The organism is Kitasatospora sp. NPDC057198 (assembly GCF_042670125.1).
Lineage (GTDB): Bacteria > Actinomycetota > Actinomycetes > Streptomycetales > Streptomycetaceae > Kitasatospora.
In genome coordinates this window covers 1-11,946 of record NZ_JBHUWH010000230.1, presented here as the reverse complement: position 1 = coordinate 11,946, position 11,946 = coordinate 1, and the positions used below count along the sequence as shown (strand labels likewise).

The following is an 11,946-nucleotide window of genomic DNA, read 5'->3' as shown; positions in this document are numbered from 1 at the left end:
GTCTTGATGCGGCGGATCTCGTCGCGGCCGTGGGCGGTGGCGCGGGTCTTGTCCAGCAACGGCACGTCTCGCCAGGGCAGGCGCTTGAGGCGCTCGTGAAGCAGCGGCTGGTTCCCCTTGATCATGGTGATGTAGTGGGCCTTCTTCTCCTCCACCGGGAAGCGGGCGTAGCCGGTCTGGGAGTGCAGGGCGTCGAAGGTGACCACGGTGTCGGCCAGGTCGAGCCTGGCGAGCATCGGCCGGAAGACCGTGATCTCGTTGGTCTTGGAGCCGACTTCGCGTTGGGCGGTGACCAGGCCGGTCCGGGTCATCGCGGCGAGCAGGTGGACCTGCATGCCGTCGGCGCGACGGGCGCCGCGAACGGTCTTGCCATCCACGGCGAGCGAGCGGCGGGCGCGTTTGCCCGGCTCCTGGTCGGACGTCAGGCGGTCGGGGTCGCGGGCGGCGAGCCAGGAGCCGATTGCCGCGTCGAGGGCGTCGCCGTCCACGCGCTGCAGGACACGGCGCACGGTGGCCTCGGCCGGGGCGGTGGGGCCGGGCGGCGGCGAGTTGCCCCAGGCGGGCAGGGACGGGCGATGATGATCGGGCAGGCACGGTCTTCCGTCGTGGTGATCGGGGACTCGACACCTCATGATCACCCGGAGGTCGTGTCTGCCTCCGTTCCAGCCCGATCGGCGAACTTCGCCGCCATATGCGCTGCCTGAACCGGCATCAAGGCGGACATTGCGCCTGGACGACGCCGCCCTGCTCCTGGTCCGTGAGCCTGCGGACCCTGACCGGCTCCGCCATCGCGCCCCTCCCGAGCCGAACGTCTCGCGACATCCGACCGGCCCCGGGCCCGCCGCAGCGGGACGCCTAGGATGGGCGGATGCCGAAGCCTGCGTCCCGGCCGTACTGGAACACCAATGTCGCCCGGCACCCCGGCATCCTGCGCCGCGTCCCGCCCGGGTGCGCCGCCGCGCTCGACGTCGGGTGCGGGGACGGGCTGCTGGTGCGGAAGTTGAGCGACCGGGCGGCCCGGGTCACCGGGATCGACAGCTCGCCGGGGATGATCGCCGAGGCCCGGCGGCGGGCGGCCGGGCGGCTCGGGGCCGACTTCCTGGAGGGCGACTTCCTCACCGCCGAACTCCCGGCCGAGGGCTACGACTTCATCTGCTCGGTGACCGCCGTCCACCACATGGACTTCACCGCCGCCCTCACCCGGATGCGCGAACTGCTGCGCCCCGGCGGCACCCTGGTGGTCGTCGGGATCGCCCGGGACAGCACCCCCGCCGAACGGGCCTTCCTGATCGCCGCCGCCCCGCTCGTCCGCGCCGTCAAGGTGCTGCGCCGGGCGAGCGCCCCCGCGGGCATGCCGGTCGCCGACCCGCGGATGGGCTACGGGCAGGTCCGCGCCGAGGCCCGCCGCCTGCTGCCGGGCGTCCGCTACCGGCGGCACGTGCTGCGCCGCTACTCGCTGACCTGGCACAAGCCCGCCCGCTGAGCCCGGCGGGCCCCCGGTCAGCGGTCGGAGAGGTTCCGGCGGACGCACTCCACGTACTGGTGCAGGCTGTCGGGCCGGTAGCACTCCTGGGTGTGGTCCGCGTACCAGAGGAGGAGGACGACGGCCAGGACGGACACCGCGATCGAGGCGAGGGACAGGACCAGGCCGAGGAGGGCGCGGCGGCGGGCGGTGCCGGCGCGGCCGGCCGCGCGCAGGGCGACCGCACCGGTGACCAGGCCGGCGGCGCCGAGCAGGCCGCCGACGATCGCGGGGGAGGTGAACAGGCCCAGCGCGCCCAGCACCACGGTGGCCGTCGCCGGGGCGCTGCGTCCGGTGGCCGTTCCTCGGGTTTCCATCGGGGGTCCTTCCGTCCGCGGTCCGGACGTTCCGGGCCGCGGACCGATCCTCGGGTGCGGCACCCCGCGCGCACCTCCCGGACGGGAGGGAACCCGGGCTCCCCCGAACGGGGGAGGGGCGGTGCGGGACCGGGCACCATACTTGTCGTCCATGACCCGGGTGATCAGGCCGTTCCTGCGCGGCTCCACGTACACCGGCGCGCTGTTCGCCCTCCTCGGCGCGGCGGCCAGCCTGCTGCTGCTGCTGCCCGCCCTGCTGCCCGCGCTGCTGTGGGAGTCCGCGCCGTACGGGGTGCGGGCCGTGCTGGTGCCGGCGGTGTGGGCCGGGCTGGTGGCGCTGGCCGGGGCGGCCCGCCCCACCCGGCGGGTGCTGGTGGCGGGGGCCCGCCGACTGCTGGACGTGCCGCTGCCCGCACCGGCCGGGCGGTTCGCCGCGGACCGGCGGCGGACCGGCCTGTGGCTGCTGCTGCACACCGGCTCCGGCTGGGCCGCGGGCCTGACGGCCAACCTGCTGCTGCTGGCGGCGGTGGCCCTGCCGGGGCGCTGGCTCGGCGGCGAACTGGAACTGTCCTTCTCCGGCCGGACGCTGCGCTCCGGAGACGGCTGGACAAGCTGGGCGGCCGCCCTGGTCTGCGTGCTGCTGGCCGCGCTGGTGTGCGTGGCGGTGACGGGCCTGCTGCGCCGGGCGGCGCCGCGACTGCTCGGCCCCTCCCCGGCCGAGCGGCTCGCGCTGGCCGCCGCCCGGGAGCGCCGGCTCGCCGAACGCAACCTGCTGGCAAGGGAGTTGCACGACTCGATCGGCCACACCCTGACGGCGGCCACCATCCAGGCGGCGGTGGCCGGCGAGGTGCTCACCGGCGACCCGGTGGCCGCCCGGGCCGCGCTGCGCAGCATCGAGGAGTCGACCCGGGCCGCGCTGGAGGACCTCGACCACGTACTGGGCGTGCTGCGCGAGGAGGAGGCGGGGACGGCGCCCACCCGGACGCTCGCCGACCTGCCCGACCTGCTGGAGCGGCTGCGGCACGCGGGCACGGAGGTCGAGGCGGACCTGGCGGGCGACCTGGCCCGGGTGCCCGGGGCGGTGTCGCGGGCCGCCTACCGCGTCCTCCAGGAGGGCGCGACCAACGCGCTGCGGCACGGCGCGGACGGCCCGGTCCGGATCACGGCTTCGCTCTCGCCCGCCGGGCTGGAACTGGCCGTGGCCAACCGGACGGGCCGGGCCCGGAACGGGCGGACGGCGGACTTCCCGAGCTCCGGCCACGGGCTGCCGGGCCTGGCCGAACGGGTGCGCCTGCTGGACGGCGAGTTCCGGGCCGGCCCGGACGGCGCCGGGAACTGGGTCCTGGCCGCCCGCCTCCCCGTCCGGACGCGTCCGTGAACGCCCCGGACGTGCCTGTGAACGCGCCGCCCGCCTCGACCGGCCCGGACGTGCCCGTGGACGCCCCGGACCTGCCAGTGAACGCCCCGCCCGCCTCGGCCGGCCCGGACGCGGACACCACGCTGCTGATCGCCGACGACGACGCGGTGACCCGCAGCGGCCTGCGCGTCCTGCTCGCCGCCCAGCCTGGGATCACCGTGGTCGGCGAGGCCGCCGACGGCCTGGAGGCGGTCGGGCTGGCCGGGCTGCTGCGGCCGGACGTGGTGCTGATGGACGTGCGGATGCCGCGCTGCGACGGCATCGAGGCGACCCGGCGCATCCTCGCGGAAATCCCGGACCCGCCCAGGATCCTGGTGATCACCACGTTCGAGAACGACGGCCACGTCACCGCCGCGCTCGGCGCCGGGGCCGGCGGGTTCGTCCTCAAGCGCCTGCCGGTGCCCCGGATCGCCCGCGCGGTGCGGACCGTCGCGGCGGGGGAGGAGATCCTGTTCCCGGCCGACCTGCGCCGGATGGTCACCGCCCGCCCGCTGGACTCCCGGCGGGCCCTGCCGGAGGCCGGCCTGACGCCGCGCGAGGAGGCCGTGCTCCGGCTGATGGCCACCGGGCGCTCCAACCCGGACATCGCGCACGCGCTCACCGTCAGCCCGGAGACGGTCAAGACCCACGTCGGGAACGTGCTGACCAAGCTCGGCGCGCACAACCGCACCCATGCCGTGGTGATCGCCTACGAGTCGGGCCTGGTCGTCCCGGGGCTGCCCGGCTGACACCGGTCGGACCGGAACCGGCCGGCCCGGAACCGGCCGGGCCGGCCGCGGCGGAGTGCCGCCGGAGTGCCGGCGGGTTGGCAGGATGGTCGCTCGAGGACGGCCCGGTCGGCGGGGCGTGCGGGCGGAGGGCGGAACGGGTGGGCGGCTGGGAGCGGGCGTTGGACGCGGCGGGGGTGCGGGAGCCGGAGCTGCGGGCCGCGTACGGGCGGCAGCGGGAGCGGGTGGCGGCGTACAAGCGGGAGGTCGCGCTGGCCGCCGGGCTGCTGCTGCCGCCCGCGACCGTCCCGCACGTGATCGTCGCCACCGCGTTCATGCACCGCACCGACGACCTGCTCGACCGGGGGCCGCTCGACACCCGCCGGGCCGCGTCCGCCCGTTGGCGCGAGCAGGTCACCGCGGCGCTGGACGCGGGAGACAGCGCGGAGGAGGAGCTGCGGCCGCTGCTGGCGAGCGTCGCGGCCCGCCCCGTGCTGCGCGAGCGGGTGCTGGAGTTCCTCGCCGTGGCGGACGCCGACCTCGACTTCGCGGGCTTCGCCACCGAGGCCGACTACCAGGCGTACCTGGACGGGTACTCGCTGCCCGGCTTCATGGTGGTCGCCGCGCTGCTCGGTCCCGACGGCGACCAGGGCGCCTACCGGGCCGCCTGCCGCACCTTCGTCGACTCCAGCCAGCGGCTCGACTTCGTCAACGACCTCGCCGAGGACCTCGCGGACGGCCGGCTCACCCTGCCCCGGCAGACCCTCGCCGAACACGGCGTCACCCGCGCCGAGTTGGAGCGGGCCGAGGCCACCCCCGCGGTGCGGGCGCTGCTCGGCGCGCTGCTGGAGCGCTCCGACCGCGACCGGGCCGCGGCCGGCGCGGTGGTCGAACTGGCGCCGCCCGCGCACCGGCCGATGATCCGCTGCGTCTTCGGCGTCGAACGGCTCACCGCCACCGCCGCCCGGGCCGACCCCGGCGCGCTGCTGCGCCGCTCCGCGAGCCCCGGCAAGCCGGGCCTGCTGCGGCTGCTGGCCGGCGAGTACCTCCGGGCCCGGCGGGTGCGCTGAGGCCGGGGCGGTGGCCGGTCAGCCGCCCGCGAGGGCGGCGGCGGGGGACGCGGCGGGGGACGCGGACGGGCCCGGGGCGGTGCGCCGGTAGCGGCCCGGGGCGACGCCGTGGCGCCGGGAGAAGGCCCGGGAGAAGGCGAACTCCGAGGTGTAGCCCACGATTTGGGCGATGTCGCCGACCAGGCCGTCGGTGTCGCGCAGCAGCCGCGCGGCCCGGTCGATCCGCAGCCCGGCGAGGTACGCGAGCGGGCTGGTGCCCACCAGTTCCTTGAACCGCCGGGCGAACGCCGGGCGGGACATCGCCACGGTGCGCGCCAACCCCTCCACCGTCCAGGGCCGTTGCGGCTCGTCGTGCATGAGCGAGAGCGCGCTGCCGATGCGCGGGTCGCGCAGGGCGGTCAGCCAGGAGGGCCCGGCCGGCCCGGCTCCGGCGCTGCTCCCGTCACCGTCGCCCCTTGCGCCGCCGTCGCCGCTTGCACCGCCACCGCCGTTCGGGCCGGGGCCCTCCGCTTCGGCCGCGTCCAGCCGTTCCAGCCAGGCGCGGACGACCTGGACGAACAGCACGTCGGTCAGCCGGGTGGCCAGGGCCTGGGCGCCCGGGCGTCGGTTGGTGGTCTCGGCGGCGATCAGGCGGACGGTGCCCTGGAGTTCGGCGTCGGCGCTCAGCCCCGGGACGTGGATGACCTCGGGCAGCGCGGCCAGCACCGGGTGCTGCCCGGCCTCCCCCTCGTGGGTGAACTTGCCGCAGACGACCCGCACCACCGGCCCGCCGCCGCCCAGGTCGAGCACCCCGTCGCGGCCCGGCGGGTGCTCGGCCTCCAACTCGGCGTAGCGTACGGTCGCCGCGTCCGGTGCCCCCACCAGTTCGTGCCGGGCGCCCCGGGGGAGCAGCACGACGTCCCCCGGCAGCAGGCGGAGCGGGGGCCGTCCGTCCATCCGCAGCCAGCAGACGCCTTCGGCCACGAGGTGGAAGCCGGCCGTGGGCGCAGGGTCGATGCCGCAGCCCCAGTCGGGCCGGCCGGAGCGCAGTTGGGCCAGCAGCACGCCGCTGAAGCGGGTGGCGGCCAGGATGTCCGCGAGTACGTCCATGCCGGGCACCCTACAGCCGTTCACCGTCGGCCGTGTCGCACACCACCGATCGGAACGCGAGAGGATCAGGCAAAAAACCTAGCGTTCCTGTCATGGATCGTCTCTCCCGCCGCTCCTTAAGGTGAGATCACAGCAGCAACGAGCAGCCGTGGAAGGAGCGCCATGAAGACAGGCATCGCCATGTTCCCCGCGGATTTCGCGATCCGTCCCGACGAACTGGCCCGGGCGGTGGAGGAGCGCGGTTTCGAGTCGCTCTTCCTGCCGGAGCACACCCACCTCCCCGCGAGTGAGCGCACCCGCCGCGAGACCGGGGTGCTGCCCCCGCACTTCTCGCACACCCACGACCTCTTCGTGGCGCTCACCTATGCGGCGGCGGCCACCAGCGAGTTGAAGGTCGCCACCGGGATCTGCCTCGTCCCGCAGCGGGACCCGCTCACCACCGCGAAGGCGGTGGCCTCGCTCGACGTCCTCTCCGGCGGCCGGGTGCTGTTCGGCGTCGGCGCCGGATGGATCTCCGAGGAACTGGAGAACCACGGCACCGAACCGGGGCGCCGCTGGGCCGTGCTGGCCGAGCGGGTCAAGGCGATGCGGGAGATCTGGGGCAACGAGGTCGCCGAATTCCACGGCGCGCACGTCGACTTCGGCCCCGTCCGGTCCTGGCCCAAGCCGCGGCAGCACCCGCACCCCCCGGTCCTGGTCGGCGGCTCGGGCCCCGGCGTCGCCCGCCGGGTCCTCGACTTCGGCGACGAGTGGATGCCGCACGCCGGGATGCCGCCGGCCGAACTGGCCGGCCGGATCGCCGAACTGCGGCGGGCGGGCCGCGCGGCGGGCCGGGCCCACGTCCCCGTCACCGTCTTCGGGGCCGAGCCGGACCCGGCCGCCCTGGAGGACCTGCGCGCCGCCGGCGTCGACCGGGTGGTGTTCTACGCACCGCCGGCCGGCGACGCCGAGGTCAAGGACTTCCTGGACTCGGTGGCGCCGCTGGTCGAGCGCTTCCGGGACTGAGCGGGCTCCGCCGCTGTCACCAGTGCGCGGTCACCGGCTCCCGATCCACCCCACTTCCTCTCGTCCTCAAGGAGTTCCCATGAGCAAGGTCTGGTTCGTCACCGGTTCCTCCCGCGGCTTCGGCCGCCGCTACGTCGAGGCCGCGCTGGGGCGCGGTGACCGGGTGGTGGCCACCGCCCGCGACGAGAAGTCCCTCGCGGACCTCGCCGCCCGCCACGGCGACGCCGTTCTGCCGCTGCGGCTCGACGTCACCGACCGGGCCGCGGCCCGCGCCGCGGTCGAGCGGGCCCACCGGCACTTCGGCCGGATCGACGTGGTGGTCAACAACGCGGGCCACGGGCTGTTCGGCGCGGTCGAGGAGCTCGCGGAGCAGGCGCTGCGCGACCAGTTGGAGACCAACCTGTTCGGCGCGCTGTGGGTGACCCAGGCGGCCCTTCCGTACCTGCGGGAGCAGGGGAGCGGGCACATCGTCCAGATCTCCTCCACCGGGGGCGTCGCCGCCTGGCCGCTGGTCGGCGGCTACCACGCCTCGAAGTGGGCGCTGGAGGGGCTGAGCGAGTCGCTGGCCCAGGAGGTCGCCGGGCTCGGCGTCAAGGTCACCATCGTCGAGCCGGGCGCCTACGCCACCGACTGGGGCGGCTCGTCCGCGGTGCAGTCGGAGCCGATCGCGGCCTACGACGAGGTCCGCGGCGCGCTCGGCGCCTTCATGGCGACGCTGGACTTCGGCGACCCCGCCGCCGCGGGCCGGGCGCTGCTGGAGGTCGTCGACTCGGACGATCCGCCGCTGCGGGTGTTCTTCGGCACCCAGGGCAACGAGATGCTGCCGGCCGTCTACGCGGAGCGCCTCGAGGTGTGGGCCAAGTGGCAGGAGCTGGCCGTCCGGGCGCAGGGCTGAGCGCCCGGCCGGGGCGGCGTCCGGTGAGTTGACGCATCGTCAATTCCCGTGCTGCTCGGTCATGGTGGCGCCGGCCGCGGTCAGCGGCCGCAGGAAGGGGCCGGCGGGCAGGGAGCCGTCGGCCGGGCGGGGCCCCTCGGCGCTGGACGGGGCGGTGGAGGCGAACAGGTCGGGGGCTGCGGCGGAATCCCAACTGTTGCCGGTGGAACGGGAGTTCTGGCCGCGCTGGACGTCCCGGCCGTTGCCGAGGGCGGCGTTGGCGGACAACTCGGCCGCGGCGTCCGGGAGGTAGAAGCCGAGGAGCGCGTTGCGGAAGGCGGAGTTCCCGGTCAGCCGCAGTGCGCCCGGGTTGCCCTCGTCGTTGAAGCCGAGGCCGGAGTTGTCCCAGGCGGCGTTGTTCACCACCAGGTGCGCCACCGCCGTCCGGCCGCCCCCGCCGCCCAGGGTGAAGCCGTTGCCGTTGCGGTACGACCAGTTGCTGTCCACCGTCACCGGGCTGGTGAAGCCGCCCAGGTCGAGGCCGTCGGTCGCGTTGCCGTGGAAGCGGTTGCCGCGCACCACGTTGCCCCCGCCCGAGCCGAAGGTCAGGCCCAGCCCGATGCCCGCCGTGCCGGCCGCGTCCCGGTTGTCGTAGAAGTCGCTGTCCAGTACCGCGTTGCCGCTCGTCCCGGCGTCCCGCAGCAGCAGCCCCGAGCGGCCGTTGCCGTGGAAGGCGAGGCGCTGGAAGACCATCGAGCGGCAGCCGGTGCACACCCAGCCGTGGCCCGCCGCGCCGCGCAGCTCCAGGCCCTGGACGGTCCAGAAGCCGCCGCTCTGGGTGACCGCCCAGGCGGAGGCGGGCAGCGCCGAGGCGTCCAGCACCGGGTGCTCGTCCCGGTAGGCGGAGAGGGTGATCCGCTGCCCGTCGGTGCCCGCCGCGGTGATGCCCACCGGCGCCGCCAGCCGGTAGGTGCCGCCGCGCAGCGCGATGGTCTGCCCCGGCCGGACGGCGGACGCGGCCCGGCCCAGGGAGGCGAACGGGTGGGCCAGCGAGCCGTCCGCGTCGTCCGAGCCGTCCGGGGCGACGTACAGGTCGGCGACCGCCACGCCGGGGCCGGGGGCCGCCGCGGGCCGGGCGGACGCGGTGGGGGAGGGGGACGGGGGTGTCGAGGGGGCTTCGGAGGGCGGCGCCTGCGTGGCCGTGGCCGTGACCCCGGCCGTGACCGCGGGCGTGGCCGTGGCGGGTGCGGAGGGCCGCGGCGCGGGGGAGTCCGGGCCCGACCACGGGACGACGGCCAGCAGCACCGCGGTCGCCGCGACGGCGGCGGTGCCCGCCGCCGCCCACGCGGCGGTCCGGTGCGCGGCGGGGGCGCCCTTGCGCAGCGCGGCGCCCAGCCCGTCCGCGAGCCGGTCCGGCACCAGCAGCACGCCGAGGCCGGGCAGCAGCCGTTCCGGGGCGACCAGGCCGGTGGCGCGGTCCGTGCAGGCGGCGCACTCGCGCAGGTGCCGGGCCAGCCGCTTGCGCCACACCGAGCCGGGCCGGCCGTCCCACCCGGCGGCGGCCTGTTCGAGCCCGGCGCAGCGGGGCGTGGCGTCCAGGGCCCGCACCAGGGCGCGGACCAGGTCGAGTTGGGCCTTCATCCGCTTCAACTTGACCGCGGCGTGCGCAGGTTGGAGGCCGAGCGCGGCGGCGAGCTCGGTGCGGGTGAGGGTGCCGTCGGTCTCCTGCCACCACAGGGCCAGCAGTTGGCGGTCGTCCTGGTCCAACCAGGCGGTGGCGCGCACGAGTTCGCGCCGCTGGGCGGAGAGCAGCAGTTCGGCGACGCTCCGGTCGGCGAAGTCGGTGCCCGGGTCGGGCACGTCCAACGCCTCGAAGCGGTGCGGCAGTTCCACCGTCCGGCGACGCCCGTGCTCCTGGGCCCGGCGGTAGGCGATCGCCACCAGCCAGGACCTGAAGCGTTCGGGCTCGCGCAGGCCCGCCAGTCCGCGCACCGCCCGCAGCATGGTCTCCTGGGTCAGGTCGTCGGCGTCCGTCGGGCCGACCGTCCGGGCCAGCAGGTTGTAGACCAGCGGCAGGTGCGCCCCCAGCAGCCGCTCCAGCGCCGCCGCGTCCCCGGCCTGGGCCGCCGCCACCAGTCGCGGGACGTCCGTCCCGGCCTCCTGCCGACCGTCCACGAGCACCGCTGCCACCCCTCCCGACCCGACCGACCGCACCGGGGTCCGCATCCTGGCATGACCCCGCCCGGCACGTAAAGCGGTTCGGTGCCCGACTGCCCCCGGGCGGCTCCGGTCCGCGCCCCGACACGCCCGGAGCAGCCGTCGAATGTGCGTCATATCGCACAGGTGAGATATGTTCACGCGGTGAGCGAAGACTACCTCTCCCGCATCGGCAAGCTCGTCCGCGCCGCCCGCACCCACAAGGGCTGGACGCAGAGCCAACTTGCCGCGGCCCTCGGCACCACCCAGAGCGCCGTGGCCCGGATCGAGTCCGGCGGCCAGAACATCGGCCTGGACCTGGTCGCCCGGATCGGCGAGGCGCTGGACAGCGAGATCGTCTCGCTCGGCGTGGCCGGCCCGATGAACCTGCGGGTGGTCGGCGGCCGCCCCCTCTCCGGCAGCATCGAGGTCCGCACCAGCAAGAACGCCTGCGTCGCGCTGCTCGCCGCCTCCCTGCTCACCACCGGCCGCACCACCCTGCGGCGGGCCGCCCGGATCGAGGAGGTCTACCGGCTGCTGGAGGTCCTCGCCAGCATCGGCGTGCGGCACCGCTGGATCAACGACGGCCTCGACCTGGAGATCACCCCGCCCGCCGAACTCGACCTCTCCGGCATGGACGAGGACGCCGCCCGGCGCACCCGCAGCATCCTGATGTTCCTCGGCCCGCTGCTGCACCGCGCCGACCGCTTCGAGATCCCCTACGCGGGCGGCTGCGACCTCGGCACCCGCACCGTCCAGCCGCACCTGTCGGCCCTGCGCCAGTTCGGCCTGCACGTCAGCGCCACCACCGGCACCTACCGGGCCACCGTCGACCGCGGCGTCTCGCCGCAGCGCCCCATCGTGCTCACCGAACGCGGCGACACCGTCACCGAGAACGCGCTGCTGGCCGCCGCCCGCCACCCCGGCACCACCGTCATCCGCAACGCCAGCGCCAACTACATGGTCCAGGACCTGTGCTTCTTCCTGGAACTGCTCGGCGTGCGGGTCGAGGGCATCGGCACCACCACCCTCACCGTGCACGGCAAGGCCGTCATCGACGCCGACGTCGACTACGCCCCCTCCGAGGACCCGGTCGAGGCGATGAGCCTGCTCACCGCCGCCGTCGTCACCGACTCCGAACTCACCATCCGGCGCGTCCCGATCGAGTTCATCGAGATCGAACTCGCCGTCCTGGACGAGATGGGCCTCGACTGTGAGCGCGGCCCCGAGTACCCGGCCGCCAACGGCCGCACCCGGCTGACCGACCTCACCGTGCGCCCCTCCAAGCTGGTCGCGCCGATCGACAAGATCCACCCGATGCCGTTCCCCGGCATCAACATCGACAACCTGCCGTTCTTCGCCGCCATCGCCGCCTGCGCGCACGGCACCACGCTGGTGCACGACTGGGTGTACGAGAACCGCTCGGTCTACCTCACCGAACTCGGCCGGGTCGGCGCCAACGTCCAGCTCATGGACCCGCACCGGGTCCTGGTCGAGGGCCCGACCCGCTGGCGCGCCGCCGAGATGATGTGCCCGCCCGCGCTGCGCCCCGCGATGGTGCTGCTGCTGGCGATGCTGGCCGCCGAGGGCACCTCGATCCTGCGCAACGTCTACGTGATCAACCGCGGCTACGAGGACCTGGCGGCCCGGCTCAACTCGGTCGGCGCGCGGATCGAAGTCTTCCGCGACATCTGAGCGGCACCCGAGAGCGCATCGCACCAGTGCGGTGAGGGCCGCCCGGCCGACGCC

General features: G+C 75.6%; 11 protein-coding genes. 7 read left to right on the top strand and 4 right to left on the bottom strand.

Features of this window, described 5'->3' with window-relative positions:
• Positions 1–488: ISAs1 family transposase (locus ACFUEL_RS23925; RefSeq protein ID WP_380238793.1), on the bottom strand; the 488-nt coding region annotated here is incomplete at its 3' end.
• A gap of 380 nt (positions 489–868) precedes the next feature.
• Here ACFUEL_RS23925 and ACFUEL_RS23920 point away from each other — a divergent pair.
• The gene (locus ACFUEL_RS23920) at positions 869–1,483 is read left to right on the top strand and encodes a class I SAM-dependent methyltransferase (RefSeq protein WP_380238792.1); all 615 of its coding nucleotides are present in this window, start codon (positions 869–871) and stop codon (positions 1,481–1,483) included.
• 17 nt (positions 1,484–1,500) lie between these two features.
• Here ACFUEL_RS23920 and ACFUEL_RS23915 read toward each other — a convergent pair whose 3' ends face one another.
• Positions 1,501–1,839: a DUF4190 domain-containing protein gene (locus ACFUEL_RS23915; protein ID WP_380238791.1), complete on the bottom strand. Its 339-nt coding sequence runs from the start codon at positions 1,837–1,839 to the stop codon at positions 1,501–1,503.
• Between the two features lie 151 nt (positions 1,840–1,990).
• Between ACFUEL_RS23915 and ACFUEL_RS23910 the strand changes: the two genes are divergently transcribed.
• The 3 genes from ACFUEL_RS23910 (at position 1,991) to ACFUEL_RS23900 (ending at position 5,033) form a co-directional block, all read left to right on the top strand.
• Entirely contained in the window at positions 1,991–3,217 is a 1,227-nt protein-coding gene (locus ACFUEL_RS23910) for a sensor histidine kinase (protein ID WP_380238790.1), read from the top strand.
• Positions 3,218–3,288: 71 nt separating this feature from the next.
• On the top strand, positions 3,289–3,984 hold the full coding sequence (locus ACFUEL_RS23905) for a response regulator transcription factor (RefSeq protein ID WP_380238794.1): 696 nt from the start codon (positions 3,289–3,291) through the stop codon (positions 3,982–3,984).
• A gap of 140 nt (positions 3,985–4,124) precedes the next feature.
• The gene (locus ACFUEL_RS23900; RefSeq protein WP_380238789.1) at positions 4,125–5,033 is read left to right on the top strand and encodes a phytoene/squalene synthase family protein; all 909 of its coding nucleotides are present in this window, start codon (positions 4,125–4,127) and stop codon (positions 5,031–5,033) included.
• An 18-nt stretch (positions 5,034–5,051) separates the two neighbouring features.
• Here the strand turns inward: ACFUEL_RS23900 and ACFUEL_RS23895 are convergent, their stop codons facing one another.
• Complete coding sequence (locus tag ACFUEL_RS23895; protein WP_380238788.1) at positions 5,052–6,122, bottom strand: AraC family transcriptional regulator; 1,071 nt, start codon at positions 6,120–6,122, stop codon at positions 5,052–5,054.
• Positions 6,123–6,284: 162 nt separating this feature from the next.
• Here ACFUEL_RS23895 and ACFUEL_RS23890 point away from each other — a divergent pair, with 162 nt between their 5' ends.
• Positions 6,285–7,127: an LLM class F420-dependent oxidoreductase gene (locus tag ACFUEL_RS23890; RefSeq protein WP_380238787.1), complete on the top strand. Its 843-nt coding sequence runs from the start codon at positions 6,285–6,287 to the stop codon at positions 7,125–7,127.
• A 79-nt stretch (positions 7,128–7,206) separates the two neighbouring features.
• Positions 7,207–8,022, top strand: coding sequence for an SDR family NAD(P)-dependent oxidoreductase (locus tag ACFUEL_RS23885; RefSeq protein ID WP_380238786.1), 816 nt, complete (start codon positions 7,207–7,209; stop codon positions 8,020–8,022).
• A 39-nt stretch (positions 8,023–8,061) separates the two neighbouring features.
• Here the strand turns inward: ACFUEL_RS23885 and ACFUEL_RS23880 are convergent, their stop codons facing one another.
• Positions 8,062–10,182 (bottom strand): sigma-70 family RNA polymerase sigma factor, encoded by a 2,121-nt coding sequence (locus tag ACFUEL_RS23880; protein ID WP_380238785.1) that lies wholly within the window; start codon positions 10,180–10,182, stop codon positions 8,062–8,064.
• 180 nt (positions 10,183–10,362) lie between these two features.
• Between ACFUEL_RS23880 and ACFUEL_RS23875 the strand changes: the two genes are divergently transcribed.
• Positions 10,363–11,892 (top strand): helix-turn-helix domain-containing protein, encoded by a 1,530-nt coding sequence (locus ACFUEL_RS23875; protein WP_380238784.1) that lies wholly within the window; start codon positions 10,363–10,365, stop codon positions 11,890–11,892.
• Positions 11,893–11,946: the final 54 nt, after the last annotated feature.

Coding starts and splice junctions, on each gene's coding strand:
- ACFUEL_RS23915 (WP_380238791.1), bottom strand. CDS start 1,839: ATGGAAACCCGAGGAACGGCCACCGGACGCAGCGCCCCGGCGACGGCC.
- ACFUEL_RS23920 (WP_380238792.1), top strand. CDS start 869: ATGCCGAAGCCTGCGTCCCGGCCGTACTGGAACACCAATGTCGCCCGG.
- ACFUEL_RS23910 (WP_380238790.1), top strand. CDS start 1,991: ATGACCCGGGTGATCAGGCCGTTCCTGCGCGGCTCCACGTACACCGGC.
- ACFUEL_RS23890 (WP_380238787.1), top strand. CDS start 6,285: ATGAAGACAGGCATCGCCATGTTCCCCGCGGATTTCGCGATCCGTCCC.
- ACFUEL_RS23885 (WP_380238786.1), top strand. CDS start 7,207: ATGAGCAAGGTCTGGTTCGTCACCGGTTCCTCCCGCGGCTTCGGCCGC.
- ACFUEL_RS23895 (WP_380238788.1), bottom strand. CDS start 6,122: ATGGACGTACTCGCGGACATCCTGGCCGCCACCCGCTTCAGCGGCGTG.